Below are 25,609 nucleotides of genomic sequence, written 5' to 3' on the forward strand. Positions count from 1 at the left end.
CCCTTATTGTCCACGTCACTGCCCGAGTCCGGGACAAGCGTCCCGGTCAGACGTCAAGCCCCTGATCACGTACAAGAACAATGGCTTGGGCACGGCTTCGGACGCCTAGCTTGCTGAACAGGTGGGATATGTGATTACGCACGGTCTTTTCACTGATGTTCAGGCGATCGGCGATCTGGACGTTGGTCAGTCCATCGGTGATTCCCGTGAGGACCTCATGCTCGCGTCGCGACAGGTCGGCGAATGCCGCGGCATGGGCGTGTTTCAAGCCGGTGAACTCGAGCACCCGCTCCTGGAAGGCCTGCCACGCGGGCTCGTGTTCGAGCAGGATGTGGTTGCGGGACTCCAGCTCGACAAAGGTGGCGTCGGGAATCTCCGAGGCGATCAGCCGGCCCTCAACGGCCGGCACCACCTCGTCGTCACGGGCATGGAGCACGAGTGTCGGCGCCCGGATCTTCGGAAGCAGCGCGGTGACGTCCAGGCCACCTCGGGCTTCCAGCAACTTCACGGCGATTTCGGCAGTGGTGGTCCGACGACAGAGGTCGTTGAACCAGCCGAGCTGTTCATCGCTCGCGCCCGGAATGAATCGAGAGGTGAAGACCTGGCGGAATGCCGGATTGTCGCTGTTCCACCCGTGGCGCATCAATTCCAGCATCGCGTGGTAGAACCGTTCCGTGTCCGGACTGTCGCGCCGCGCCCAACCACGGGCATAGCCACCATACAGGATCAGCCGTGAAACACGCTCGGGATGGCTGGCGGCATAGTCGATGGCGGTAGCCGCTCCCTGCGAGATGCCAAGCAGGATCACCGGCTCACGGGCCCTGGCCTCTTCGATGACCGCGGTGAGATCCGCCAGCCAGCAGGCTGGAGACAACATGTCACCGACATGCCAGTCCGTCATCCCGCTCCCCCGTTCATCGTAACGGATGAAGCGAAAATGTCGCGCGAAAAAACGCATCCAGTGCCGCCAGACCGGACTCTGCCAATCGTATTCGAGATGGGTCAACCAGTTCGCTGGCTTGGCGAGCATCGGCCCGCAGCCGGCCTCTGCCCAGGCCAGATGGATGCCGTCCGGCATCGTCAGGTATCGGATCCGCTGGTGCATGGCGCATCCCCGATCAGGGTAGGTGACGAGAGTAATGTCGCTGAATCAGGCGCATCATTGCGCCGGGGCACGCCGCTCAGCGAGCGTTTGACGCCCTCACGGCCCGGCACTAGCTTGAATCGATACCGGCACACCACCACCAACAACCCCCTGGTGACCACCATGCGCCCCTCTCCCTCGCTGAACGGCGTGCCCCGGGCCTGGCTTCTCCCCGGCACCCTGCTGCTGACCCTTTCCACCCTGTCGCTGTCGGCCCAGGCGCAGTCGTCGGATGCCGATGAACTGCCGCGTCTCGAGCCCTCGGAGTGCGCGACCGAAACGCTCAGCGCGCTGGAGGCGGAGTGCTACACCTTCCATGGCGAGGAGAACTGGGACGCACCCAACGGCAACGGCGTGGCCCTGCCCGTGGCCGTCTTCCAGCCCGAGCATGCCGAGGCCGGTGAGGTGCCGGTGTTCTTCTTCCCCGGCGGCCCCGGCTACTCGTCGCTCGACAACCGCGATTATCTCGAGCAGCTGCTCAAGGACGTCGGCGAACGCACCCTGGTGACCATGGACCACCGCGGCTTCATCCATGCCGAGCCGGCGCTGGAGTGCCCCGACTATGCCACCGTCTCGCCCTACCACAACATCATCCATACGCCGGCGATCACCGCCTCGCTCGACCCCATGGAACGGCTGGACGCCATCGCACCGCTGGTCACGGCGTGCTACGACAAGCTCACCGACGAGGGCATCGACGTCACCCAGTACAACCAGTACAGCGTGTCGCGCGATGTCGACGAGATCCGCCGTCTGCTCGACTACGACACCCTCGACGCCTTCGGCTCCTCCACCGGCAGCGGCACGGTGCTCTCCTTCATCCAGTATCACCCCGAGAGCGTTCGTGCAGCGATCCTCGGCTGGCCCTGGTTCGCCCACCTGCGCAACCGTCCGCCGGTCGACGAGTTCTATACCGCCAAGCAGACCTTCAGCGACGTGCTGTCGCGCTGCGTGGCGGACGAGCCGGCGTGCCGGGAGTTACTGCCCGACTGGCTGCTGGCCATCGACCGTGCCCGCCGCACTCTGGATGGCCACCCCTACATGGCCACCGTCGAGGAGAGCGACGGCAGCGAAAAGCGCCTCTATTTCGACGGCGCCGCCTTCCTCGACACCCTCTACCTGATGCTGCCCGTCGCCTACGCCGAACTGCCGAGCCTGCTCGCCGATATCGAGGCCGGCGACTACTCGCGCCTTCACGACTTCTTCCTGATCGACGACTACAACCCCGAGCCGACGGCGCCCAACTACGCGCTGGGCTACTTCCTGGCCCACGTGTGCGGCGACATGGGCGGCAACCGCCCCACGCCGGCGGACTCCACCGCCGCCGTGCAGCGCGAACCCGCGGTGCTCGGCTTCGAGCCGCCCTGGCTGTGTGCCTGGTGGGGCGAGGATGGCGACGTGCCCGCCGAACACAACGATCCGCCCGACACCGAAACGCCGGCGCTCGCCATCCACGGCCAGATGGACCCCTGCTGTGGCACGCGCTGGAGCGAGCACGTGCGCCCGGGCATGCCCAACCTGCAGTTCGTCGAGTACCAGGGCCTCGGCCACAGCCCGGTCAACGAGTGCCGCTCGACCATGATCGACGCCTTCCTGGCGGACCCTCACGCCCGCGTCGACGACAGCTGCAAGGACGAGGTCGCCCTGGAGCCCTGGGTGGTCGACCCCCCGCAGTAGCGCTGGCCAGCTCGGGCGGCGCGAACTCAGCTTTCCGGCTTGCGCGCGGTGATGGTCCAGGAGCTCGAGCCCATGACGATCCTGCCGTCCTGCTCGAAGGGCGCCAGGGCCTGGCGCAGCGCCTCCTCGATCTCGGGGCGCTGCCGCTCGGCCTCCTCGCCGGCCTCGCGGAATACCTCCCCCGCCGGCCCCAGGGCGAGCTGGAAGCGCATGGCGTTCTCCACCGAGTCGCCCACCTCCACCGGCCCGTCGTTGCGCTCGAAGGCGATGTTCTCGAAGCCGGCGATCTCCAGCTGCTGGGTGACCACCTCGGGATTGGCCATGGAGAAGGGCCCCGGACCACAGGTGCGGGCGTCCTCGCCGGGCGGGGGCAGGAAGTCCAGCACCACCTGCCTGGGCAGGCCCAGCCAGGGGTTGTCCTCGATATCGCGCCAGACGATGAACATCAGCTCGCCGCCCGGCTTGAGCGCCTTGTGGACGTTGCGCATGGCCACCACCGGATGCTCGAAGAACATCATGCCGAAGCGCGAGAAGCACAGGTCGTATTCCGGCTCGAAGGGGTAGTGCTCGACGTCGGCGGCGATGAAGCGCACGTTGTCGACGTCCGCCTCCGCGGCGCGGCGCAAGGCGTCCTCCAGGAACTGCTCGACACAGTCCAGGCCCAGGACCTCGCCCCGGGGGCCGGTCCGGCGCGCCAGCTCGATGGCGGTGTCGCCCCAGCCGCAGCCGACATCGACGATCCGGCTGCCCGGTTCGATCTCGAGACGCTCGAGCGGCACCCGGCTGTGGTAGCTCAGACCGTTCATCAGGATGTCCTGGAAGCTATCGAACTTCTCGGCCAGGGTGTCGTTCCAGAACTCGACGTATTCGCTGGCGGGTTGCGTGGTCTGCTGCATGGCGTACCTCCAGGATGGGGGCCATGGATGTCGCGGCGCCGAGGCACCGCAGGACGGCGACGGGGCATCTCGATTCCACGCCCCGCCGCCTATCTATCAGTTCTAGCAGTTGGGTCATCTTTCTGCGGCCCTAGTCGAACCCTGCCCGGCGCAACCCCTCCAGATAGTGCTCGGCATCGGCGTCGCGCCGGTAGGGATCGAGCGCGGCCAGCCATTCCAGACAGCCGATGTGCGCGGGGAAGGTCCCGCGGGCCAGTTGATAGCGGAAATGGCGATAGACGGTGTCACGGTGATGCCGGCCCTGCTCGAGCTGCCCGAGATGGGCATGGGCCGCGGCGAGGAAGGCCGGCGTGTTGCAGAAGGCCTGGGGCGCCGAGGCCAGGGTGTCGATGGCCTCGCCATAGCGCCGGGCGCTGAAGAAAGCGATCCCGGCCATGCCGGCGTACCACTCCGGCCGGTAGGGGGCCAGGCGTAGCGCCTTGCACGCCGCCTCCACCCCGCGCTCGGGGTCGCCGATCAAGGCCAGGGCGAAGGCGGCATGGGCGAGCACGTCGGCATCGTTGGGATTGAGGACGAGGGCCAGCGTCAGCTCCCGGTCGGCGGCCTCGTAGCGCCGTGCGTAGAGCTCGGCCAGGCCCAGCATGCAGTGGGCGCGATGGTCGTGCTCGTCCAGGGCGACCGCCCGGCGGCCGAGCGCCAGGGCCTCGTCCTGCAGGAACGCCCAGTGCTGCCAGGCGTAGCAGGCCCATTCATCCAGGTGCGCCAGGGCCAGCCCGACGTAGGCCCGGGCGAACTGCGGGTCCCGGGCCAGCGCCTCCCGGAAGCAGCGCCGCGCCTCCTGGATCGCCGGCAGGTCCGGGTGGCGCAGGGCGTGCCAACCGCGCAGCCAGAGGTCATAGGCCTGCCAGTCCCGGGGCGGGATCCGCCGGGTCCGGGTCAGGCGGTCATCCTCGATCCGCCCGACCAGGCGGCCGACGATATGCGAGACGATCTCGTCCTGTACCGCGAAGAGCTCGTCGCGCCGGCAGTCGTAGCGCTCCGCCCAGACCTGGTGCCCACCCTCGGTCGCCAGCAGGCGGGCGGTGAGCCGCAGCCCCTTCCCGAAGCCGCGCAGCCGCCCGTCGAGGAGATAATCGACGCCGAGTTCGCGACCGATCCGTTCCCGGCTGGCCCCACTATGGCGATAGGCCAGGGCGCTCGCCGGGGCGATCACCTCGAGCTCACGGAAGCGACCCAGCTCGGTGGCGATGTCCTCCGCCAGGCCCTCGCCCAGGTGACGCAGCCCCTCCTCGGCCGGCTCGAGGGCCAGCACGGCCAGCGCCGGCAGCCCGGAGGGCTCACCGCGGCGCCACCGGCGTGCCGCGGCGGCGGCCTCGATCACATCGGGGCGCTCGGGCAGGTCGTCGATCTCCCACGCCAGGTCGGTCGCATCGCCCGGCAGCAGCGCCAGCAATTCCTGCCGCAAGCGTTCGGTCTGCGGGGCGGGAGTGGCGCCGAGTTCATCGGCGAGCCGTTCGCCGAAGCGTCGATACTGCGCGAGCGCCGCCCCGATCCGGTCCTGGTAGAGGTAGAGGCGCATCAGGATGCGCAGCACCCCCTCGTCGAGCGGATCCTCCGCCAGCAGCCGCAGGGCGAGCTGGATCCCCGGGTCGATGGCGCCGGTGATGACATAGTGGTCGAGCAACCGGCGCATCAGCTGCTGCAGCTGCTCCTCCAGGTGGCAGCGCTGGGCCGCCAGCCACATCTCGTAGGCGTCGCCGCAGTCGACCATGCCCTCTAGGAAGGGTCCACGGTACTGGGCGAGCGCCCGTTCCAGGGTCTCCGGGGTACCGTCGGCCACCCGCCGCTCGAATGCCTCCAGGTCGACCTCGAACGCCTGCGCCTCCACGCCCACCTCCCGGGCGCCGATGACCAGGCCGTCGCGCGCCTCCGGCGGCAGCGCATACCGCAGGCGGGACAGCACCTGGCGCAGGTTGGCCCGGGCCCGTGACTCCGCCATGTCGTCCCACAGCAGGCCAGCGAGCCGGTCCCGCGTCTCCCGCCGGGACGGGCTCGCCACCAGGTAGGCCAGCAGGGCCTCGACCTTGCGGGTGGGGAAGGCGAGCGCCTGCCCGTCCGGCGTATGGCAGGCGAACGGGCCCAGCAACGAGACATGCAGACGAATCATGAGCAGTCCTCCTGACTCAAGCCTATCCCCGGATGCGGATCGCTGCCCGACTTCGTTCCCTCCTCCCGTCACGCCGTCGTCACGCTTCCGGGACGGTCACCCTGCTATGCCTGGGGATGAGCCGGCCCGGGCCGGTTCGCCCCCTACATCGCCGACGTCCCGGCGTCGCACGGGGGCGTCGACCCCGCCGGGCGGTCCGATAACCCCAAACCGGGAGGTGCGAGATGAAAGTTGCCGATATCGAGACGGGGCATGGCGCCCTGGATGCAAACGCCCTGCACGCCCTGGAACAGCGCCTGCACGGCGCCCTGATCCGACCGGGTGACGAGGGCTACGACGCGACACGCCGGGTCTACAACGCCCAGCACGATCGCCGCCCCGCCCTGATCGTCCAGGCCGCGGATGTCGCCGACGTGATGGCCGGCGTCACCTTCGCCGGCGAGCACGACCTCCCCCTGGCCGTGCGCGGCGGCGGACACAGCGTGCCCGGCTTCGGGACCTGCGACGACGGCCTGGTCCTCTCCCTCGAGCACATGCGGGGCATCCGGGTCGACCCCGAGCACCGCCGCGTGCGCGCCGAGGGCGGCTGCACCTGGGCCGACCTCAACCATGCCACCGCCGCCTTCGGCCTGGCGACCACCGGCGGTATCGTCTCCAGCACCGGCATCGCCGGCCTGACGCTGGGCGGCGGCCTCGGCCACCTGGCGCGGCGCTGCGGGCTGACCTGCGACAACCTGGTAGCGGCAGACCTGGTCACCGTCGAGGGCCGCTTCCTGACCTGCAGCGAAGGCCACCACGAGGACCTGTTCTGGGCCATTCGTGGCGGCGGCGGCAACTTCGGCGTGGTCACCTCCTTCGAATACCGCCTGCACGAGGTGGCCGACATTCTCGGCGGCCCGACCTTCTATCCGCTCGAGGCCGGGGTCCTCCAGGCCTACCGGGAGCTGATCGCCGAGGCGCCCGAGGCACTGGGGGCGATTCTCGGCATCACCCTGGCGCCACCGCTGCCCTTCGTGCCCGAAGGGTGGCACGGCCGGCCGGTGGTCGTGGTGCTGACCTGCTGGAGCGGGCCGGCCGACGAGGACGAAGCGATACGCGAGCGGCTCGGCCGCCTCGGCCCCGTGCTGGGACAGTCCGTCCAGCGCATGCCCTACCCGGTGATCAACACCCTGTTCGACGAACTGCTCCCCGCCGGGCTGCATCACTACTGGAAGGGTTGCTTCAGCCGGGAACTGACCGACGCCGCGATCGCCGTGCACCTCGACTTCGGGGCCCGCATTCCCTGCCCGCAGACCGCGACCCTGCTGTTCCCCATCGACGGGGCCTGCCGGCGCGTCGCCGCGGAGGCCACGGCGTTCGCCTACCGGGAGGCGACCTTTGCCACGGCCCTCGGGCCGAGCTGGCCGGACGCCCGCGACGGCGAGGCCAACATCGCCTGGGGACGGGCCTACTACCAGGCGCTGCGGCCGCACTCCCAGGAGGGTGGCTATGTGAACTTCATGTCCGCGGACGACGCCGACCGGGTCTCCGCCAACTACCGGCAGAACCATGATCGCCTGGTGGAACTCAAGAGCCGCTTCGACCCGACCAACCTGTTCCGCCTGAATCAGAACATCGCGCCGACCCAGGCCCCCGGCGCCTGAGCCGGGAATCGCCGACCGGGTAGCGCCCGAATCCTTCGAGCGCTACCCGGCCGTTGCCGCACCGCGGCGTGACAGCTGTAACGCTGCTGTATGGTGGTCAACTGCCACGCTGCCATGGTGGAATACACCGGCCTGCCCAATGCCCCACCGCCGGGCAGGACACGTCGGTCGACCGACGACTTCCCGGGGCGACGCCCGCCGCTGCCCCGGACGGTGCAGCCGGCCCCGCCTCCTCACCCAAGGCCCCTCGTCATGCAGAACGTACTGCTGCTGGTGGACGTACAGAACCTGTATTACACCGCTCGCCATGCCTACGGTCGGCATATCGACTACAACGCCCTCTGGGCCCGGGCGACCCGGGGACGCCGGGTGGTCAGGGCGTTCGCCTACGCCATCGAGCGAGGCGACGAGAGGCAGCGCCAGTTCCAGAACATCCTCCGGGCCATCGGCTTCGAGGTGAAGCTCAAGCCCTTCATCCAGCGGGCCGACGGCTCGGCCAAGGGCGACTGGGACGTGGGTATCACCCTGGATGCGGTGAAACACGCCGGGCGGGCCGACGTCGTGGTACTGGCCTCCGGCGACGGTGACTTCGCGCTGCTGGCCGACACCCTGCGTCTCGAACACGGCTTGGAGGTCGAAGTCTACGGCGTGCCCGCGCTCACCGCCGGGGCGCTGATCCGGTCGGCCACGCGCTTCGTGCCCCTCGAGGACGACCTGCTGCTGTGAGCGGACGGCCGGGGCGGGCCAGACGCTCCCCTGGTGGAATGCACCACCCTGCGCCATAGTCTCCTTGACGACCCACCGGAGCCCGGCGAGGTGCCGTGATGCTACCCATCCGCGGGATCGATCATCTGGTGCTGCGCATCCGCGACGAGCACCGCATGCTCGCCTTCTACTGCGAGGCGCTGGGCTGCACCCTGGAGAAGCGCCAGGACGAGCTCGGCCTGATCCAGCTGAGGGCGGGCGACTCCCTGATCGACCTGATCCCCGTGGACGGCCCCCTGGGCCGCCGCGGTGGCCCGCCACCCGGCCGGGACGGCCATAACCTCGACCACTTCTGCCTGCGTCTCGCCCCCTTCGACGAGGCGGCGATTCGCCGCCACCTGGCCGCCCACGGCATCGAAGCCGGCGAGTCCAAGCCGCGCTCCGGGGCCCAGGGCACGGGCCCCTCGCTCTACCTCGAAGACCCCGAGGGCAATACCATCGAGCTCAAGGGGCCGCCCAAATGACATCACCGCCGACCGGCTGCGCTCTCAACGCCTCTCCAGGGCGGCTCTCAATTCATCGCCAGGGCTAGATGGAAGTCCCCCGTGTAGCCCTCTCCGCTTTCGGTCAAATCCAGCACCAGCTCGTCTCCGCCACTGCGCCGGTAGATGCCGTCTCCGTCATTGCGCACATTGCGTGGCCCCCTTTCGGCATACGGGGGCTGCTGGTGCACGCGATCGGTCAGGGCGTCATCGAAGTACAGCTGCGAGGTGAATTCCAGACCACGCTCGGCCTCGGGGTCGGTACGAATCTTGAAGTGGATATGCACGGCCCGCCCCGAATACCAGCCGGGGTAGAGGGTGGTGAATCGGGCCATGCCACGGCTATCCGTTACCTGATAGCCGCGCAGGAAGCGCTGTTCACGAGTATCGAAGCGCCCCGCGAAGTCCCGCACTCCCGAATAGACGCCCCGGGCGTCGCACTGCCAGAGATCGACCACGGCTCCGGCCAGCGGCGTGCAGGTGTCTTCGTCGAACCGGGAGACGTGAAACGTCAGCGCCACCGGCACGCCCGGCTTGCGAGTCCCATCGGTGGGGTCCGAACGAAGGTCGCTGCGCTCGAGCCGGGCATCCACGAAGTAGGGGCCCTCGGACTGGCGTGGCCTGGCCACGCAGAAGGGCGCATTAGCCTGCGCCCCACCGGCATCGCCGGCCGACGCCGTGACGCCGCCCGCCCGGCCCCAGAGTGACGCGACAGCGGCCACCCCGGCACAACGCAGTATCTGGCGGCGACTCAGCCCCTGACGGCTCGGCATGGTGCCCCATTTGGCCATCTCATGGCCCTCGAAGAACGCTTCCTGTATAGCGTAGCCCGCCTTTACCCACGATTGGCGCTTCACTCAAATGATTACCATCACTGGAAATGCTTGCCAGGTCGCAGACGGTCGATTTCCTGACTCATCCTGGTCGACCGCGGCGCGTCATCCCCGCCTCGTTGCACTATGCTGCGGTCATGACCGGCCACTGACCGATTCGCTTCGAACGGGAGGGAGGCGCATGACACACGCGAGCGGCAAGCCAGCGTGCCGGCATCTGCCGGGGGAGCGCGGCAGATCCTTCGCCGCCCGGAAGGGACTCGCCGGCGTGGCAGCGGCACTGCTTGTGATGCTGGCCGTGGCCTGCTCCGAGGCTCCCCAGTGGCAGACCCGGACGCTGGAGCCGGGATTCCCCGGCCTCGATTTCGAACTGATCGTGGAGGACGGCGAGACGATAACCGAAGCGCAACTGGAAGACGCCGTGACCCTGCTGTTCTTCGGCTATACGCACTGCCCCGACGTGTGTCCCACGACCCTGGCGAGATTGGGCGCCGCCCTCCGGGAATTGCCGGAAGCGCAGCGCGATCACGTCAAGGTGCTCTTCGTCAGCGTGGATCCCGAGCGTGACGATCCGCAACGCCTGGCCAGCTATACCGGCGCCTTCGGTGCCCAATTCATAGGCGCCACCGCCGAGCCGGAACGCCTCAGGCAACTGGCGAGCCGCTATGGCTCGAGCTTCCACCACGACGCCGAGAACGAGGGCGAGCACTACCTGGTGACTCACGGCAGCAACGTGCTGGCGTTCGATCGTGAGGGGAGTGCGCGCCTGCTCATCCGACCCGAGGATGGGGTCGAGGAGATCGCCCATGATCTACGGTTACTTCTCGCGTCGTAAATGGCGGGTCGCCGGATCGCGCCCCGGCCTGCCCGCCAGTCGACGCCTCAGACACTGGCTCGCCGCCATCCTGCTGCTGGGCGCCTTCGGCCTGGCATACGCAGGCACCCTCGGCTACCTGTTCCACGAGGCGACGTTCCTGACGCAACCGGGAGATCGTCTCGTCGTCGTCTTCCCCCCCGATAGACCTGTCGCCACCGCGCTGGAGCAGCTGGGCTCCGCCGGCGCGACCCTCACCGGCACCACGGCCTGGCCCTGGCTCTACCGGGCCAGGGCGCTCGACGACGGCGCCGCGGAACGGCTCGCCCCGCATGCCTGGGTGATGCGGATGCCTGGCCAGCCGACCTTCGCCGGCTGTATCGCCTTCGTCCTGAACAAGCGAGCGAGCGCGGACTCATGGTGAGCACAGCCCGGATGACGAGCGCGCCTCAGGCGCCGCGCCGACACGACGCGCCGGTGTCGTGGCCCCCGCATATCGCCGCCACCGTGGCCTTCGGCGGCTTGTACCTGGGCGTGGCGGGCTTCTCCGGCGGGCTCGTGCCGGTGGGCGCGGCAGGGCTGCTGGTGATCGGGCTCGCGCTGGGGTTCATCGGCGGCCTGGGCAAGCGCATCCTGGTGGCCATCGCACTCTGGAGTGCCGTCACGGCGCTCGCCACCATCAGCGCGAGATTCGGGGAGGTGGGATTCGTGGTGATCGCGCCGGTGATCTTTTGCCTGCTGATCGTGGCGTTGGGGCAGATGGTCGGCACGCTGGCAGGCGCGGCGTTCCGCCGCCCCGAGCCAGCGGCAGAACGCCAGGAAGCCTCGACGGAAGACTGAGGGAGCACGCCTGGTCGCCAGGCTGCTGCTCGCCTACAGCGAGGCCGGCGAGACGGCGCGAAACGCCACCGGCAGGCGCCGGCCATCCTCGAACTCCAGCGTGACGGTCACCTCATCTCCCACGGCCAGGGGTCGACTGCGCTCCATGAGCATGAGGTGATAGCCACCGGGGGCAAAGTCGACGCTGTCGCCCGACTCGATGACGAGCCGCGGGACATGCCTCATCTGCACCTGCCCGTCGTCTTCGACGCTCCGGTGCAGCATGACCCGTGCAAAGGCCGGGCTTTGCGCCCCGACCAGCACCATCGTTTCGTCGCTGGTATTGCGCAGGCCGTAATAGCCTGCCGCAGGCAGGTCCCCCGGCAGTAACCGTAAGCGTGGGTTCTCGACTTCGAGGTCGGCGGCGAGCGCCGTAGAAGAAAACAGCCACAGTACCAGCGCCCAGAGTAGCCGCTTATCGATTGGTAGCATCCCCTTCCTCCTCACTTGTCCAGGATGGCGACTCGGCGTCGAACGCCCCCCTTGGCGATGCCGGACATGGATGTAGCAGCCGGCCGTCAACCGGCCTCCGCCAGGCGTTCGAGCAACCCCGGCAGCGCCGCCTGCGAATCGAGGTCGGGCAGCACCTGGGTCAGGGCGACATGGCTGGCGGCCGCGAAGCGCTGCGGGTCGCCGATGGCGACCTGGAAGGCGTTGACCACGGCCACCAGGGCCTCCGGGGTCTCGCCCACCTGCATGGCGCCGTGCGCCAGCATCGCCATGTCGCGACTGCCGCGCACCCGGCGCCAGCGCTGGGCGGTGCCCACCAGCTTGCGCTCACCGATGCGCACATTGAAGCGGCCGTCGCAGTAGGCACCGGGGGCCGGACCGAGGTTCGCCGCCTCGACGCCCAGCGAGGCGAGCCAGTCGCACCAGGGCTCCCCCAGGCGATGGTAGCCCCACTCCAGGTGGGCCGCGGCACTGCCGACCTCGCGGCGCAGCGCCAGGGCGACATTGACCACTGCCTCGCACTGGGGGACCGGGGTGCCGCCGGTGGCCCGGAACAGGATCGGCCAGCCCCGGTCGCGCAGCGCCCGACTCGCCGCGGGGAAGCCCGCGAGGCGTGCGTGGCGCCGCGGCATCACCAGGGCCCGGTCCGTGGGCGACCAGGCCAGCAGCCCGAAGCGGCGCTCGCCCTGGCAGATCGACTCCAGCAAGGCTTCCTCCAGGGCCAGTCCCTCCTCCACGCTGGGCCGTTGCAGCCGAAGCTGGATATCGCCGAGGGGCTGGACTGGCGACATGGTCGGGGCTCCTTATTCATGCATGGTCTCGGCGGCCGGCTCGACCCGGGTCTCGGCCGAGCTCAAGGGGTGAGCCCGCGTTGATTCGGTGAGACCAGCCCATGGCGCCGCATGCGCCGGTAGACCGTGGGTCGGGAAACGCCCAGCTGACGCGCCACCCGGCTCACGTTCCAGCCGCAGCGTTGCAGCAAGGCCTGTAACGCCTGTCCGTCATCATGCCCACTCTCATCCGCTACCTGCTCAAGCAAGAGAGACGTGGCGTCCTGCCCGCACTGGCACTCATCCGGCAGGTCATGCACCGTGATCTCGTCCCCTTCGACGGTGGCCAGGGCAAATGCCAGGGCGTTCTTCAACTGGCGGATATTGCCCGGCCAGGCGTAGGCCAGCAGCGCACTCATGGCATCGGCCCGCAGGTGCACGGCCCGTTCACGCTCCCTGGCCAGCGCCTGGTAGACGCTGCGAATCACGAAGTGCCGGTCGGCCCGGTCGCGCAAGGCCGGGAGCCGCAACTGGGCCCCGTTCAAGCGGTAATAGAGGTCCTCCCGGAAGCGGCCCTGCGCGATCCACGCGCTCATGTCGCGGTGTGTGGCGGTGATGACCCGGATATCGACCCGGACGGGCTGCTCGGCACCGAGTGGCATGACCTCACGCTCGGCCAGGACCCGCAGCAAGCGAGTTTGCAGCGGCAACGGCATGTCGCCGATCTCGTCCAGGAACAGGGTGCCGCCGTCGGCCTGCTGGATCAGGCCGCGCATCCCCTTACGACGCCCACCGGTGAAGGCCCCGGGCAGGTAACCGAAGAGTTCACTCTCGATCAGCGCTTCGGGAATGGCGGCGCAGTTCACCGCCACGAAGGGCCCCTTCCCCCGTGCCCCGCCATCATGCAGGGCCCTGGCCAGCACCTCCTTGCCGGTGCCCGTCTCTCCGGTGATCAGTACGCTCACGTCCTCGTTGCGCAGGCGCCGCGCCAGCTTGAGCACTCGGTGCATGGCCGGATCGTCGGAAGCGAGTCGGTCCAGTTCCGGTACCGGCGTCGGCGATGCCGATGCGGCCTGCCCGGCGATACGCCGCCCCCGAGGCTCGATCAGGGTGACGAAGCAGGTCGTGCCGCCGGCACGGGCACGGAAGGCCCGGATCTGGTCCTGACCGGACACCAGGATCCCCAGCAGATCGGCGATCTCGGCATCGAACAGCTGGGTCGCCTTGGGCGCCCGCTCCGGCGACCAGGAAGGCCAGCGACTAAGGTGCTCCTCGATAAGGGCCCGTCCATTACCGTTGGCGGCGATGATGCTGCCGTCTTCCTCCATGGCGATCAGCCCTCGGCCATTGAGGTGGACGAACTCGCGGGCCGTGTCATAGCGCAGGATCAGGCAGTCTCGGTAGCGATGCAGGAAGTAGGCGTCCTCGATCATCCGTGCATAGAGCGTCACCAGGTGCAGGCCGAAGTTCTGGCTCTCCTGGGCACGGGGCGACTGGAGGGCCGAGATATCCAGCACGGCCATGACCCGCCCTTGTGGGTCGGTGATGGGAGCCGCCGTGCAGGTCAGGGCGATATGGGTCGCGTCGAAATGCTCGCTCCGGTGACAGGTGAGGGCTTGGGTGTCGTGGATGCTGGTGCCGACGGCACAGGTTCCCGCATAGCGCTCGTCCCAGTCGGCACCGAGATAGAGGCCGGCACGCCGCAGGGCGCGATCCTGATCGCGGAAGCCGCGAAATTCCACGGTGATGCCGCGGCGGTCGGTCAGCAGCAGCACGTACCCCAGGGGGGCCACCTGAGTGAAGAGCTGATCGACACCCGCCCGGGCCACATGCAGCAGCTCGTCCACCGGCTCCCGGTGCTCGCGCAAGGCCTGCTGAGTCAGCACCCGCACGGGACGCGGCCGGCTCGGGTCGAGACGATACTCATCGACGCAGCGTTCCCAGGAGCGACGAATCACGTCGCGGCATGAAGCCGGCTCCGCGAGTCGTCCCTCGCCGAGCCGGATCAGAGTCTCGATATGCTGGCGTTGCTGGATGCCCAGAGTCACGTCACTGCCTCCCGGAGACCTTGTTTCGCCACCACAGGTGGTGACGGGCCTTCATGGTGGTCTGGAAGACCTGCTTCCAGCCTATGCCGTGCCGACCGGGTGTCAATCGAGGGCGTCTTCACCCTTGGTCGAGGGGGTTACACCTGTAACCCCCCGGACACCCGCCGGCGTGACAACTGTCACGCCGAGGCCGCTGCCAAGCGGCACCGGCCGCCCCTTCCACCTTGCGCATCTCCGTGAAAATCCCTTTCCTATCATCGAGATAGAAATTCACACCCACCGTCCTACCGAGGCTGGCACGCATCCTGCGTGGAGCGAAGGGGATTACCCACGCACCACGAGCGGAGAACAATGATGACAACACACACGCCAACTCAGGATGTCCGGCAGTGGCTCAGCGAGTTCGAGTCCGCCCTCACGACGCGCGACATCCAGCGGGTCATGGACCTGTTCGGGGAGGAGTGCTACTGGCGGGATCTGGTGGCCTTCACCTGGAACCTCAAGACGCTGGAAGGCCAGGACGCCATCCAGTCCATGCTCAATGCCACCCTGGCCGAGACCCACCCCACCCACTGGCGTCTCGATGGCGAGGCCAGCGAGGCGAACGGGGTCACCGAGGCCTGGATCACCTTCGAGACCGTCGCGGCCCACGGCAAGGGCTACCTGCGGCTGAAGGACGGCAAGTGCTGGACGCTGCTGACCACCATGCAGGAACTCAAGGACCACCCCGAGCCGCAGGGCCACTACCGCCCCAAGGGCGCCGAGCATGGTGCCAACAAGGCGCGCGAGACCTGGCTCGAGGCACGCCAGCGCGAGCAGGAGGAGCTCGGCTACACTCGGCAGCCCTACTGCGTGATCATCGGCGGTGGCCAGGGCGGGATTGGCCTGGGTGCGCGCCTCAAGCAGCTGGGCGTGCCGACCCTGATCATCGAGCGCAATCCACGAGCCGGCGACTCCTGGCGCAACCGCTACAAGTCACTGTGCCTGCACGACCCGGTATGGTACGACCACCTCCCCTACATCCCCTTCCCCGAAAACTGGCCGGTATTCGCCCCCAAGGACAAGATCGGCGACTGGCTGGAGATGTACACCAAGGTGATGGAACTCAACTACTGGAGCTCCACCGAATGCGAGAGTGCCCGCTACGACGAGGCGAGTGGCGAATGGATCGTCGAGGTCGACCGCAACGGCGAACGAGTGACGCTGCGCCCCAAACAGCTGGTACTCGCCACCGGCATGTCGGGCATGCCCAACGTCCCGAAGTTCCCAGGCGCCGAGACCTTCGAGGGCGAGCAACAGCACTCCAGCCAGCACCCCGGACCGGATGCCTATCGCGGCAAGAAGTGCCTCATCGTGGGTTCCAACAACTCCGCGCACGACATCTGCGCAGCACTGTGGGAACACGACGCCGACGTTACCATGCTGCAGCGCTCCTCGACCCATGTGGTGAAGTCCGACTCCCTGATGGAGGAGGTCCTCGGCCCGCTCTACTCCGAGGAAGCCGTGCAGAACGGCATTGACCACGACACCGCCGACCTGCTCTTCGCCTCGCTTCCCTACAAGGTTCTGCCCGACTTCCAGCGTCCTGCCTTCGACGCCATCCGCGAGCGGGATGCCGACTTCTACAGGAAGCTGGAAGAGGCCGGTTTCCTGCTCGACTTCGGCGCCGATGACTCCGGCCTGTTCCTGAAATACCTGCGCCGGGGCTCCGGCTACTACATCGACGTGGGCGCCTGCGACCTGGTCGCCAACGGCGACATCAAGCTACGCAGTGGGGTCGGCATCGAGCGGATCAACCCGCGCTCGGTGACCCTCACCGACGGCTCCGAGTTGCCCGCCGACCTGATCGTCTATGCCACCGGCTATGGCTCCATGAACGGCTGGGCGGCCCGGCTGATCTCCCAGGAGGTCGCCGACAAGGTCGGCAAGTGCTGGGGGCTGGGCTCCGACACCGCCAAGGACCCCGGTCCCTGGGAAGGCGAGCTGCGCAACATGTGGAAGCCCACCCAGCAGGAGGCGCTGTGGTTCCACGGCGGCAACCTGCACCAGTCGCGTCACTACTCGCGCTACTTGGCATTGCAACTCAAGGCGCGCATGGAAGGCATCCCCACCCCCGTCTACGGCCTGCAGGAGGTGCATCACCTCTCCTGAAGCAATGCCACCTCCCATGACCTCCGGCACCCGGTGGGTGCCGGAGGTCATGGATAGCATGAAAAGGTACCGACATGAGTCAGGACACCATGAAAGCCGCGGTCTGATACGAGGCCAGGGACCTTCGCGTGGAAGCGGCCGAGATCCCGATCCTCAGGGACCCTCACCAGGTCAAGGTGAAGGTCGCCGCCCCAGGGGCTGAGTCCTGTGCCCCCCATCAGGCGTTATAGCGCACCTCGCCCAGCTCGCCGACGTCATAGCCGCCGAGCGCCCGGGCACGCTCGGCGAAGCGGGTCTCGCGGGCGAAGGCCAGCAGCCGCTGCACCGGCGGTTCGAAATAGCTGCGCCGGCGCAGCGCCAGGTCGAAGGCCTCCTCGTGCAGGGGCACGAAGGCCAGCCCCTGACGCCGCGCCGCCGACTCCACGCCCAGTCCGACATCGGCCTCCCCCTGGCGGATCGCCAGCGCCAGGTCGTCCTCGCTGAGCGAGGGGTGCGCCGTGAAGCGCAGCCGACCGGCATCGATGCCGGCCCTGGCCAGCAGCCAGTGCAGCAGGCGTTGGGCGCCGGCATCGGGCTGGCGATGGGCGAGGCGAGGCGCGGCGTCCAGCAGGTCCTCCAGCGAGGCGATGCCCAACGGGTTGTCCGGCGCCAGCAGCAGCCCCTGGCGTCGCCTCGCCCAGCGCAGGACCACCAGGTCGCGCATGCCGCCGAGCCCCAGCGCCTCGGGGCGGTTGTACTCGCCGGACGGCGCATCCAGCAGGTGCAGGCCGGCGAGCATCGCCTCCCCCGCCAGCAGGCGACGCACGCCATCGCCGCTGCCCTGGCAGAGCAGCGCCAGCTGCGCGCCGCTCTCGCGACTGGCCCACTCCAGCAACGGGTCCTGGCTGCCCGCCAGCACCCGCGGTACCGGCCGGCTGGCCGCCTGGTCGCCCTCCAGGTGGTTCATCAGCCAGAGGTCGATGCTGTGGCGCGGAAACAGCAGCTTGCCGGTCACGCGCACGCAGGGGATGGCGCCTTGGCGCACCAGGTCGTAGACCTTGCGCTCCTTGAGGCGCAGGTAGTCGGCCACCTCGGCGGTGGTCAGGTAGGCGTACGGCGGCGTCTCCATGCGGCCTCCCCTCCGGCCTTCATGTCGTTTTCCTGCAGGATACTGCACCCATTACTGCGTTGGATGCGGATACCAGCATCAACGCACATCATGCAGGAGAACCGTCGGAGAACGCCATGTCCCAGGACGCCAACGCCTTCCAGACCGCCCTGGCGCTGATCCTCAGTCTCGACCCCGACCTGCTCGACATCGTGCGGCTCTCGCTGCAGGTCTCGTGCAGCGCCGTGCTGCTGGCCGCGCTGATCGGCCTGCCCCTGGGCGCGGCCCTGGCCCTGTGGCACTTCCCCGGCCATGGCATCCTGGTGGTGGCGCTGAACGCCCTGATGGGCCTGCCCCCGGTGGTGGCCGGGCTCTGCGTCTACCTGCTGCTCTCGCGCGCCGGCCCGCTGGGCGAGCTCGGCCTGCTGTTCACGCCCACCGCCATGGTCGTCGCCCAGGTGATCCTGGTACTGCCGATCATCGCCGCCCTGACCCGCCAGCAGGTCGAGGAACTCCATCACGAATACCGCGAGCAGCTGCAGTCGCTGGGGCTCTCGCGGCTGCGCATGATCCCGACCCTGCTGTGGGATGCGCGTTTCGGCCTGGTCACGGTGATTCTCGCCGGCTTCGGCCGCGCCAGCGCCGAGGTCGGGGCGGTGATGATCGTGGGCGGCAACATCGACGGCGTGACCCGTGTGATGACCACCGCCATCGTGCTCGAGACCAGCAAGGGCGACCTGCCCCTCGCCCTGGGGCTGGGCATCGTGCTGCTGGGACTGGTGGCACTCATCAACGCCGGCGCCTACCTGGTGGGCGAATCGGCGCGGAGACGACTGGGATGAACGACATGACGGCCCCCCTGCTGGACGATATTCCCACCCTGCTGCTGGAGGGCGCCGGTTTCATGCATCGCGGCCAGCGGCTGCTCGCCCCGGTGGACCTGCGGTTGGCGGGCTGCCGCCGCACCCTGTTGATGGGCCCAAACGGCGCCGGCAAGAGCCTGTTGATGCGCCTCGCCCATGGCCTGCTGCCGCCCAGTCAGGGCCGGGTACGCTGGCAGGGCCATGTGCCGCGCCAGGCGATGGTCTTCCAGCGCCCGGTGCTGCTCAAGCGCTCGGCGCTGGCCAACCTCACCTATGCCCTGGCGGTCCAGGGCACGCCGCGCACCCGCCGCCGGTCACTGGCCCGCGAGGCGCTGGAGCGTTTCGGCCTCGCCGCCGTGGAGAAGCGCCCGGCCCGGGTGCTCTCCGGCGGCGAACAGCAGCGCCTGGCCCTGGCCCGGGCCTGGCTGCTGGAGCCCGAGGTGCTGTTCCTCGACGAGCCCACCTCGGCGCTGGACCCGGCGGCCATCCAGGCCGTCGAGGACGCCGTACGGGAATTCCATGCCCGCGGCACGCGCATCCTGATGAGCTGTCACGACCTCCACCAGGCCCGACGCCTGGCCGACGACGTGCTCTTCCTCCACGACGGGCGCCTGCTGGAACACACCCCCACGGAGACCTTCTTCACGGCCCCCGCCTCGCCCGAGGCCAGGGCCTTCATCCGGGGCGAGCTGGTCGTCTGACCCGGCCCCGACACGCACCCAGCACGATAAGGAAGATCCCATGTACAAGGCAGGAGTCACGCTGACCGCCATCGGCCTCATGGGCCTCTCCATGACCGCCGTGTCCCAGGACGAGGAGCGCCACATCACCCTCGCCTCCACCACCTCCACCGAGAACTCGGGGCTCTTCGACGCCATCATCCCCCAGTTCACCGAGGCCACCGACATCGCGGTACGCGTGGTGGCCGTGGGCACCGGCCAGGCCTTCGAGATCGCTCGCCGCGGCGATGCCGACAGCCTGCTGGTGCACGACACGGCGGGCGAGGAGCGCTTCGTCGAGGAGGGCTACGGCACCGAACGCGCCGACGTCATGTACAACGACTTCGTGCTGATCGGCCCCGGCGACGACCCGGCCGGGATCGCCGACGCCGAATCGGCGGACGAGGCCTTCGCCGCTATCGCCGAGGCCGAGGCGCCCTTCGCCTCCCGCGGCGACGACAGCGGCACCAACCGCGCCGAGCTGCGCCTCTGGGAGGCCGCCGGGGTGGAGCCGGGCGGCGAGTGGTACCGCGAACTCGGCAGCGGCATGGGCCCGACCCTGAACACCGCCGCCGGCATGGACGCCTACGTGATGGCCGACCGCGCCACCTGGGTCGCCTTCGACAACCCCCAGAACCTCGAGCTGCTCTTCGAGGGCGACGAGGGGCTGTTCAACCAGTACGGCAGCCTGCTGATCGACCCCGAGCGCCACCCCCACCTCAAGCACGACCTCGCCGAGCAGTGGCATGAGTGGCTGCTCTCCGACGAAGGCCAGCAGGCCATCGCCGACTTCGAGGTGAACGGCGAGCAGCTGTTCTTCCCCAACGCCGCTAACTAAACCTTGGGGTCGGACCCTTCAGAATACTTAAGGGTCTGACCCCAATCCCGCCAGCAGCCCCTCGAGTTCGTTGCTGAGGAAGCGCGGCTCGACGCACTCGTCCAGGTGGCCGGCGGCGAAGCGCAGGAAGCCCAGCGCCGCGTGGGCCAGGCGGCGGTCGCGGCGCACGATGAACTGCCAGTGGCTCTCGATGGGTAGCCCGGCCACCGGCATGATCACCAGGTCCGGATGCTCCGGCGGCAGCACGTGCTCGGAGAGCACGGCGAGCCCCATCCCCGAGGCCACGCCGACGCGGATCGCTTCGTTGCTGGCCATCTGCAAGGTCGGACCCAGGGAGAGCCCCTGCTCCTGCAGCCAGCTCTCGAACAGCATGCGCGTGGCCGAGCCCGGCTCGCGCAACAGGAAGCGCTCCCGGAGCAGCTCGCCCATCGCCACCCGCTCACACCCCGCCAGGGGATGGCCGCGCGGCGCCACCGCCACCAGGGGGTTGCGCAGGAAGCGCCCGGCCAGGGCGTGGGCCAGCGACGGCGGATGGCTGAACACGTAGAGGTCGTCCTCCTGGCGCTCGAAGCGGGTCAGCATCTGGCGGCGGTTGCCGATGTGCAGGGTGACGTCCACCTCGGGGAAGGCATGGCTGTAGGGCCCCAGCAGCCGTGGCAGCACGTACTGGGCAGTATTGACCAAGGCAATGGAGAAGCGTCCCCGCTCGCCACCGCGCAGCGAGGTGAGGTAATCGGCGAAGTCGTCGAAGCACCCCAGCACCTCGCGGCTGGCCCGGTAGAGCTCGCCACCCGCCTCGGTGGGCACCAGGCGTCCCTGGCGGCTCTCCAGCAGCGGCTCGCCCACCGCCTCGGCCAGCCGCTTGAGCTGCAGCGAGACGGTGGGCTGGGTGAGGTGCAGCCGGCGCGCCGCCTCGCTGATCGAGCCGGCGCGCACCACCGCCACATGGACCTGCAGCAGCCGGAAGGTCAGGTGTCGGATATTCATGGGCCCCTCCATCATAGATGATCATCTATGATGACTTACTGAAATCTTAATTGGTATCAATGCCCCGGACTTCGCACAATGCGCGGCGATTCCTTCCCCGCTGCGCGAGATTCCCAGATGCCCGATATCGTGGTGATGTTCTTCCTGCTCGGCCTGCTGGCCGGGCTGGTGAAGTCCGACCTGACCATTCCCAAGGCCGCCTACGACACCCTGAGCCTGCTGCTGATGCTGACCATCGGCCTCAAGGGCGGCATGGCGCTCTACGGCAACCTGGGTTGGTCGCTGGTGCCGGAGCTGGCCGCGGTGGCGGCGCTGGGCGCGCTGATCCCGCTGGCGCTGATGCCGGTGCTGCGCCGTCTGGTGCGCCTCTCCGCCGCCGACAGCGCCAGCCTGGCCGCCCACTACGGCTCGGTGAGCGCCGGCACCTTCGCCGTGGCGCTGGCCTTCGCCGAGGGCCGCGGCCTGCCCATCGGCGCCGAGGTCACCCTCTACCTGGTGATGATGGAGCTGCCAGCGATCATGGTGGCCATCGCCCTGTATCGCCGCTATCGCGGCGCCGAGGCCGGCGAGGCATTGAGCGGCCTGTGGCACGAGACCCTGACCAACCGCGGCGTGATCCTGCTGGCCGGCGGCGTGGTGATCGGCGCCATGTACGGCCCGGCCCAGGGCGCCAACGTCACCGACCTGCTCACCGGTGCCTTCCATGCGGTGCTGGCACTGTTCCTGCTGGAGATGGGCCTGACCGCCGCCGAGACCCTGCGCCCCCTGCCCTGGCGCCACTGGCGGCTGCTCGCCTTCGCCCTGCTCACCCCGCCGCTGCTGGCCCTCAGCGGCCTCGCCGTGGGCCTGGCGCTGGGCCTGCCCGCCGGGTCGCTGCTGATCCTCACCGCGCTCGCCGCCAGCGCCTCCTATATCGCCGCGCCCGCCGCCATGCGCACTGCCATCCCCGAGGCCAACATCGGCCTGGCGATGCTCGCCGCCCTGGGCCTGACCTTCCCGCTCAACGTGATGCTGGGGATCCCCCTCTATCACCAGTTGATAGGCTGGTTGGCGAGCTGACCCGCATCCACGGCCGTTCGCTGCTCCCACGGGGCACCCGGCTCCCCTCGCTGCGCCACCCTCCGGATGGCCGGTCGAACCGGCTATCCTCAGGGGACCGGGTGCCTCATCGGGGATTCGACATTCGTCGAACCCCTGAAAGCTGCACTTTACGTTAACGTAAACCTATTCTAGGCTTGGGCCTACACCGGCATCGACCGCCTGACACTGCCCGTCGTGCCCGCCCCGCGCCTTACCGGCAGGCGGCACGACTCCTGAAAGACACGGGAGCCACGCCATGCTTACGCCCTTCAAGCCCCTCGACTTCGGCCTCGACGACGAGCTCAACATGCTGCGCGACCAGGTCAACGCCTTCGCCCGCGACGAGATCGCCCCGCGCGCCGCCGAGATCGACGAGAAGAACGAATTCCCCAACGACCTGTGGCAGAAGTTCGGCGACATGGGCCTGCTCGGCATCACCGTGCCGGACGAGGACGGCGGCAGCGGCATGGGGTATCTCGCCCACTGCATCGCCATGGAGGAGATCTCCCGGGCCAGCGCCTCGGTGGGGCTGTCCTACGGCGCCCACTCCAACCTCTGCGTCAACCAGCTCAAGATCAATGGATCGGCCGCCCAGAAGGCCAAGTACCTGCCCCGGCTGATCAGTGGCGAGCACGTCGGGGCGCTGGCCATGTCCGAGCCAGGCGCCGGCTCCGACGTGGTCTCCATGAAGCTCAAGGCCGAGAAGCGCGGCGAGGGCTACGTGCTCAACGGCAACAAGATGTGGATCACCAACGGCCCCGACGCCGATGTCCTGGTGGTCTACGCCAAGACCGACCCGGAGGCCGGCTCCAAGGGCATCACCGCCTTCATCATCGAGAAGGGCATGCCCGGCTTCTCCACCGCCCAGAAGCTCGACAAGCTGGGCATGCGCGGCTCCAACACCTGCGAGCTGGTGTTCCAGGACTGCGAGGTGCCGGCCGAGAACGTGCTGGGTGAGGTCAACCGTGGCGCCAAGGTGCTGATGAGCGGCCTGGACTTCGAGCGCACCGTGCTCGCCGCCGGCCCCATCGGCATCATGCAGGCGGCGCTGGACGTGGTGGTGCCCTATATCCACGAGCGCAAGCAGTTCGACACCCCCATCGGCGAGTTCCAGCTGGTGCAGGGCAAGATCGCTGACATGTACACCACCCTGAACGCCTGCCGCGCCTACCTCTACGCCGTGGCCGGTGCCTGCGACCGCGGCCAGACGTCGCGCAAGGACGCCGCTGGGGTGATTCTCTACTGCGCCGAGAAGGCCACCCAGGTGGCGCTGGACGCCATCCAGTTGCTCGGCGGTAACGGCTACATCAACGAGTACCCCACCGGCCGCCTGCTGCGCGACGCCAAGCTCTACGAGATCGGCGCCGGCACCAGCGAGATCCGCCGCATGCTGATCGGCCGCGAGGTCTTCAACGAATCGGCCTAAACAAGACGTAAGAGTGAAGAAGGAAGAGGGAAGAAAAGGCGAAGAGCATCCAGATTAGACCGGGTTCATCTCTTCCCTCTTATCTCTTACTTCTTTCTTCTTGGCCATGTCCCAGCACCTCGTGTGCCTAGCCACGCGAGCCAGTTCAGGAACCGAAACATGTCCATCCTGACATCCCAGATCAATCCGCGCAGCGAGACCTTCCAGGCCAATGAGCAGGCCATGCGCCACGAGGTGATGAAGCTGCGCGAGCTGACCGCGGCCATCACCCAGGGCGGCGGCGACAAGGCCCGCGCCCGCCACGAGTCCCGCGGCAAGCTGTTCGTGCGCGACCGCATCGACCACCTGCTCGACGAGGGCTCGCCCTTCCTGGAGTTCTCGGCGCTGGCCGCCCATGAGGTCTACGAGGATACGGTGCCCGCCGCCAGCATCGTCACCGGCATCGGCCGCGTCTCGGGCGTGGAGTGCGTGATCGTCGCCAACGACGCCACCGTCAAGGGCGGCACCTACTACCCGCTGACCGTGAAGAAGCACCTGCGCGCCCAGGAGATCGCCCGCAAGCATCGCCTGCCGTGCCTCTACCTGGTCGACTCCGGCGGCGCCTTCCTGCCCCGCCAGGACGAGGTGTTCCCCGACCGCGACCACTTCGGGCGCATCTTCTACAACCAGGCGACGCTCTCCGCCGAGGGCATCCCGCAGATCGCCGTGGTGATGGGCTCCTGCACCGCCGGCGGCGCCTATGTGCCGGCCATGGCCGACGAGTCGATCATCGTCAAGCAGCAGGGCACCATCTTCCTGGGCGGCCCGCCGCTGGTGAAGGCCGCCACCGGCGAGAGCATCAGCGCCGAGGACCTGGGCGGCGCCGACGTCCACACCCGCGTGAGCGGCGTGGCCGACCACTACGCCGAGAACGACGCCCACGCCCTGCAGTTGGCCCGCGCCTGCGTCTCGCGGCTCAACTGGCAGCAGCGCGGCCGGCTCAAGCGCCAGGACCCCAGGCCCCCGCGCCTGGATCCGGCCGAGCTCTACGGCATCGTCGGCACCGACCTCAAGAAGCCCTACGACGTGCGCGAGGTGATCGGGCGCATCGTCGATGACTCCGACTTCGACGAGTTCAAGCGCTACTACGGCGACACCCTGGTCACCGGCTTCGCGCATATCCACGGCTACCCGGTGGGCATCGTCGCCAACAACGGCGTGCTGTTCTCCGAGAGCGCGGTGAAGGGCGCACACTTCATCGAGCTCTGTGCGAAGAGGAAGATCCCGCTGATCTTCCTGCAGAACATCACCGGTTTCATGGTCGGCTCGAAGTACGAGCACGAGGGCATCGCCAAGCACGGTGCCAAGCTGGTAACCGCCGTGGCCTGCGCCAAGGTGCCCAAGTACACCGTGCTGATCGGCGGCAGCTTCGGCGCCGGCAACTACGGGATGTGCGGCCGCGCCTACGAGCCCAATATGCTGTTCATGTGGCCCAACGCGCGGATCTCGGTGATGGGTGGCGAGCAGGCCGCCGGCGTGCTGGCCCAGGTCAAGCGCGAGCAGATCGAGCGCGAGGGCCGCGAGTGGACGAAGGCGGAGGAAGAGGCCTTCAAGCAGCCCACCCGCGAGCAGTACGAGCACCAGGGTCACCCCTACTACGCCAGCGCGCGGCTGTGGGACGACGGCGTCATCGACCCCGCCCAGACCCGCGACGTGCTGGGGCTGTCGCTGGCCGCGGCCATGAACGCCGAGATCGAAGACACCACGTTCGGCGTGTTCAGGATGTAGGCGCGCTAAGCGCGAGAAGGAAGAAGGAAGAAGGAAGAAGGAAGAACTTGCGCAGCTTAACAAGGGGTTTTCTTCCCTCTTCCAGGCGCGAAGCGCCGCTCTTCCCTCTTCAATCTTTTCGAT

The 25,609-nt window shown here is 68.5% G+C and carries 23 protein-coding genes; 14 read left to right on the plus strand and 9 right to left on the minus strand.

The window, feature by feature from the left end; all coding sequences use genetic code 11:
- Positions 1-46: 46 nt before the first annotated feature.
- Positions 47-1,105 carry an alpha/beta fold hydrolase gene (locus tag QWY80_RS06345; RefSeq protein WP_290229880.1) on the minus strand — a complete coding sequence of 353 codons (1,059 nt, stop codon included), beginning with the start codon at positions 1,103-1,105 and terminating at the stop codon, positions 47-49.
- A gap of 114 nt (positions 1,106-1,219) precedes the next feature.
- Here QWY80_RS06345 and QWY80_RS06350 point away from each other — a divergent pair, with 114 nt between their 5' ends.
- A complete protein-coding gene (locus QWY80_RS06350; protein WP_290229881.1) occupies positions 1,220-2,821 on the plus strand; it encodes an alpha/beta fold hydrolase in 1,602 nt (533 codons plus the stop codon).
- A gap of 26 nt (positions 2,822-2,847) precedes the next feature.
- On the opposite strand, the gene QWY80_RS06355 is transcribed toward QWY80_RS06350, so the two are convergent.
- Both QWY80_RS06355 and QWY80_RS06360 read right to left on the minus strand, forming a co-directional pair.
- Positions 2,848-3,717 (minus strand): class I SAM-dependent methyltransferase, encoded by an 870-nt coding sequence (locus QWY80_RS06355; protein WP_290229882.1) that lies wholly within the window; start codon positions 3,715-3,717, stop codon positions 2,848-2,850.
- Positions 3,718-3,847: 130 nt separating this feature from the next.
- Entirely contained in the window at positions 3,848-5,884 is a 2,037-nt protein-coding gene (locus QWY80_RS06360) for a BTAD domain-containing putative transcriptional regulator (RefSeq protein ID WP_290229883.1), read from the minus strand.
- A 224-nt stretch (positions 5,885-6,108) separates the two neighbouring features.
- Here QWY80_RS06360 and QWY80_RS06365 point away from each other — a divergent pair, with 224 nt between their 5' ends.
- From QWY80_RS06365 to QWY80_RS06375, 3 genes are all read left to right on the plus strand, one after another.
- A complete protein-coding gene (locus QWY80_RS06365; RefSeq protein WP_290229884.1) occupies positions 6,109-7,527 on the plus strand; it encodes an FAD-binding oxidoreductase in 1,419 nt (472 codons plus the stop codon).
- A gap of 252 nt (positions 7,528-7,779) precedes the next feature.
- Positions 7,780-8,253 carry a LabA-like NYN domain-containing protein gene (locus QWY80_RS06370; protein WP_290229885.1) on the plus strand — a complete coding sequence of 158 codons (474 nt, stop codon included), beginning with the start codon at positions 7,780-7,782 and terminating at the stop codon, positions 8,251-8,253.
- Between the two features lie 98 nt (positions 8,254-8,351).
- Positions 8,352-8,756 carry a VOC family protein gene (locus QWY80_RS06375; RefSeq protein WP_290229924.1) on the plus strand — a complete coding sequence of 135 codons (405 nt, stop codon included), beginning with the start codon at positions 8,352-8,354 and terminating at the stop codon, positions 8,754-8,756.
- A gap of 47 nt (positions 8,757-8,803) precedes the next feature.
- On the opposite strand, the gene QWY80_RS06380 is transcribed toward QWY80_RS06375, so the two are convergent.
- Complete coding sequence (locus tag QWY80_RS06380; RefSeq protein ID WP_290229886.1) at positions 8,804-9,631, minus strand: intradiol ring-cleavage dioxygenase; 828 nt, start codon at positions 9,629-9,631, stop codon at positions 8,804-8,806.
- 157 nt (positions 9,632-9,788) lie between these two features.
- Between QWY80_RS06380 and QWY80_RS06385 the strand changes: the two genes are divergently transcribed.
- Genes QWY80_RS06385 through QWY80_RS06395 form a run of 3 tightly spaced genes read left to right on the plus strand, consistent with a single transcriptional unit; the run spans position 9,789 to position 11,261 of the window.
- Positions 9,789-10,442 carry an SCO family protein gene (locus tag QWY80_RS06385; protein ID WP_290229887.1) on the plus strand — a complete coding sequence of 218 codons (654 nt, stop codon included), beginning with the start codon at positions 9,789-9,791 and terminating at the stop codon, positions 10,440-10,442.
- Positions 10,414-10,845: a hypothetical protein gene (locus tag QWY80_RS06390; protein ID WP_290229888.1), complete on the plus strand. Its 432-nt coding sequence runs from the start codon at positions 10,414-10,416 to the stop codon at positions 10,843-10,845. The genes QWY80_RS06385 and QWY80_RS06390 overlap by 29 nt, the downstream gene beginning before the upstream one ends.
- Complete coding sequence (locus tag QWY80_RS06395) at positions 10,839-11,261, plus strand: hypothetical protein (protein WP_290229890.1); 423 nt, start codon at positions 10,839-10,841, stop codon at positions 11,259-11,261. The genes QWY80_RS06390 and QWY80_RS06395 overlap by 7 nt, the downstream gene beginning before the upstream one ends.
- A gap of 33 nt (positions 11,262-11,294) precedes the next feature.
- On the opposite strand, the gene QWY80_RS06400 is transcribed toward QWY80_RS06395, so the two are convergent.
- The 3 genes from QWY80_RS06400 to QWY80_RS06410 form a co-directional block, all read right to left on the minus strand.
- Positions 11,295-11,732, minus strand: coding sequence for a copper chaperone PCu(A)C (locus tag QWY80_RS06400; RefSeq protein ID WP_290229891.1), 438 nt, complete (start codon positions 11,730-11,732; stop codon positions 11,295-11,297).
- 86 nt (positions 11,733-11,818) lie between these two features.
- Complete coding sequence (locus QWY80_RS06405; protein WP_290229892.1) at positions 11,819-12,541, minus strand: lipoyl protein ligase domain-containing protein; 723 nt, start codon at positions 12,539-12,541, stop codon at positions 11,819-11,821.
- Positions 12,542-12,603: 62 nt separating this feature from the next.
- A complete protein-coding gene (locus QWY80_RS06410) occupies positions 12,604-14,568 on the minus strand; it encodes a sigma-54-dependent Fis family transcriptional regulator (RefSeq protein WP_290229893.1) in 1,965 nt (654 codons plus the stop codon).
- A 354-nt stretch (positions 14,569-14,922) separates the two neighbouring features.
- Between QWY80_RS06410 and QWY80_RS06415 the strand changes: the two genes are divergently transcribed.
- On the plus strand, positions 14,923-16,719 hold the full coding sequence (locus tag QWY80_RS06415; RefSeq protein WP_290229925.1) for an NAD(P)/FAD-dependent oxidoreductase: 1,797 nt from the start codon (positions 14,923-14,925) through the stop codon (positions 16,717-16,719).
- Between the two features lie 217 nt (positions 16,720-16,936).
- Here QWY80_RS06415 and QWY80_RS06420 read toward each other — a convergent pair whose 3' ends face one another.
- Positions 16,937-17,827 carry a substrate-binding domain-containing protein gene (locus QWY80_RS06420; protein WP_290229894.1) on the minus strand — a complete coding sequence of 297 codons (891 nt, stop codon included), beginning with the start codon at positions 17,825-17,827 and terminating at the stop codon, positions 16,937-16,939.
- 116 nt (positions 17,828-17,943) lie between these two features.
- Between QWY80_RS06420 and QWY80_RS06425 the strand changes: the two genes are divergently transcribed.
- The 3 genes from QWY80_RS06425 to QWY80_RS06435 are packed head-to-tail and all read left to right on the plus strand — an operon-like array spanning position 17,944 to position 20,226.
- Complete coding sequence (locus QWY80_RS06425) at positions 17,944-18,648, plus strand: ABC transporter permease (RefSeq protein WP_290229895.1); 705 nt, start codon at positions 17,944-17,946, stop codon at positions 18,646-18,648.
- Positions 18,645-19,370: an ATP-binding cassette domain-containing protein gene (locus QWY80_RS06430; RefSeq protein ID WP_290229896.1), complete on the plus strand. Its 726-nt coding sequence runs from the start codon at positions 18,645-18,647 to the stop codon at positions 19,368-19,370. The genes QWY80_RS06425 and QWY80_RS06430 overlap by 4 nt, the downstream gene beginning before the upstream one ends.
- Before the next feature lie 40 nt (positions 19,371-19,410).
- Positions 19,411-20,226, plus strand: coding sequence for an ABC transporter substrate-binding protein (locus tag QWY80_RS06435; RefSeq protein ID WP_290229897.1), 816 nt, complete (start codon positions 19,411-19,413; stop codon positions 20,224-20,226).
- A 27-nt stretch (positions 20,227-20,253) separates the two neighbouring features.
- Here the strand turns inward: QWY80_RS06435 and QWY80_RS06440 are convergent, their stop codons facing one another.
- Positions 20,254-21,213: a LysR family transcriptional regulator gene (locus tag QWY80_RS06440; protein ID WP_290229899.1), complete on the minus strand. Its 960-nt coding sequence runs from the start codon at positions 21,211-21,213 to the stop codon at positions 20,254-20,256.
- A gap of 117 nt (positions 21,214-21,330) precedes the next feature.
- On the opposite strand from QWY80_RS06440, the gene QWY80_RS06445 reads away from it, so the two are divergent.
- The 3 genes from QWY80_RS06445 (at position 21,331) to QWY80_RS06455 (ending at position 25,486) form a co-directional block, all read left to right on the plus strand.
- Positions 21,331-22,272: a sodium-dependent bicarbonate transport family permease gene (locus tag QWY80_RS06445; protein ID WP_290229900.1), complete on the plus strand. Its 942-nt coding sequence runs from the start codon at positions 21,331-21,333 to the stop codon at positions 22,270-22,272.
- Positions 22,273-22,549: 277 nt separating this feature from the next.
- Positions 22,550-23,719 (plus strand): isovaleryl-CoA dehydrogenase, encoded by a 1,170-nt coding sequence (locus QWY80_RS06450; RefSeq protein ID WP_290229901.1) that lies wholly within the window; start codon positions 22,550-22,552, stop codon positions 23,717-23,719.
- 159 nt (positions 23,720-23,878) lie between these two features.
- Complete coding sequence (locus tag QWY80_RS06455) at positions 23,879-25,486, plus strand: carboxyl transferase domain-containing protein (protein WP_290229903.1); 1,608 nt, start codon at positions 23,879-23,881, stop codon at positions 25,484-25,486.
- The last annotated feature ends 123 nt before the right edge of the window (positions 25,487-25,609 follow it).

This window comes from Halomonas ramblicola (assembly GCF_030409215.1).
Lineage (GTDB): Bacteria > Pseudomonadota > Gammaproteobacteria > Pseudomonadales > Halomonadaceae > Halomonas > Halomonas ramblicola.

Excerpts from the sequence above, each read along its gene's own strand:
- QWY80_RS06345 (WP_290229880.1), bottom strand. The coding sequence starts at position 1,105 with ATGCACCAGCGGATCCGATACCTGACGATGCCGGACGGCATCCATCTG.
- QWY80_RS06355 (WP_290229882.1), bottom strand. The coding sequence starts at position 3,717 with ATGCAGCAGACCACGCAACCCGCCAGCGAATACGTCGAGTTCTGGAAC.
- QWY80_RS06360 (WP_290229883.1), bottom strand. The coding sequence starts at position 5,884 with ATGATTCGTCTGCATGTCTCGTTGCTGGGCCCGTTCGCCTGCCATACG.
- QWY80_RS06365 (WP_290229884.1), top strand. The coding sequence starts at position 6,109 with ATGAAAGTTGCCGATATCGAGACGGGGCATGGCGCCCTGGATGCAAAC.
- QWY80_RS06370 (WP_290229885.1), top strand. The coding sequence starts at position 7,780 with ATGCAGAACGTACTGCTGCTGGTGGACGTACAGAACCTGTATTACACC.
- QWY80_RS06375 (WP_290229924.1), top strand. The coding sequence starts at position 8,352 with ATGCTACCCATCCGCGGGATCGATCATCTGGTGCTGCGCATCCGCGAC.
- QWY80_RS06385 (WP_290229887.1), top strand. The coding sequence starts at position 9,789 with ATGACACACGCGAGCGGCAAGCCAGCGTGCCGGCATCTGCCGGGGGAG.
- QWY80_RS06390 (WP_290229888.1), top strand. The coding sequence starts at position 10,414 with ATGATCTACGGTTACTTCTCGCGTCGTAAATGGCGGGTCGCCGGATCG.
- QWY80_RS06395 (WP_290229890.1), top strand. The coding sequence starts at position 10,839 with ATGGTGAGCACAGCCCGGATGACGAGCGCGCCTCAGGCGCCGCGCCGA.
- QWY80_RS06400 (WP_290229891.1), bottom strand. The coding sequence starts at position 11,732 with ATGCTACCAATCGATAAGCGGCTACTCTGGGCGCTGGTACTGTGGCTG.
- QWY80_RS06405 (WP_290229892.1), bottom strand. The coding sequence starts at position 12,541 with ATGTCGCCAGTCCAGCCCCTCGGCGATATCCAGCTTCGGCTGCAACGG.
- QWY80_RS06415 (WP_290229925.1), top strand. The coding sequence starts at position 14,923 with ATGACAACACACACGCCAACTCAGGATGTCCGGCAGTGGCTCAGCGAG.
- QWY80_RS06420 (WP_290229894.1), bottom strand. The coding sequence starts at position 17,827 with ATGGAGACGCCGCCGTACGCCTACCTGACCACCGCCGAGGTGGCCGAC.
- QWY80_RS06425 (WP_290229895.1), top strand. The coding sequence starts at position 17,944 with ATGTCCCAGGACGCCAACGCCTTCCAGACCGCCCTGGCGCTGATCCTC.
- QWY80_RS06430 (WP_290229896.1), top strand. The coding sequence starts at position 18,645 with ATGAACGACATGACGGCCCCCCTGCTGGACGATATTCCCACCCTGCTG.
- QWY80_RS06435 (WP_290229897.1), top strand. The coding sequence starts at position 19,411 with ATGTACAAGGCAGGAGTCACGCTGACCGCCATCGGCCTCATGGGCCTC.
- QWY80_RS06440 (WP_290229899.1), bottom strand. The coding sequence starts at position 21,213 with ATGAATATCCGACACCTGACCTTCCGGCTGCTGCAGGTCCATGTGGCG.
- QWY80_RS06445 (WP_290229900.1), top strand. The coding sequence starts at position 21,331 with ATGCCCGATATCGTGGTGATGTTCTTCCTGCTCGGCCTGCTGGCCGGG.
- QWY80_RS06450 (WP_290229901.1), top strand. The coding sequence starts at position 22,550 with ATGCTTACGCCCTTCAAGCCCCTCGACTTCGGCCTCGACGACGAGCTC.
- QWY80_RS06455 (WP_290229903.1), top strand. The coding sequence starts at position 23,879 with ATGTCCATCCTGACATCCCAGATCAATCCGCGCAGCGAGACCTTCCAG.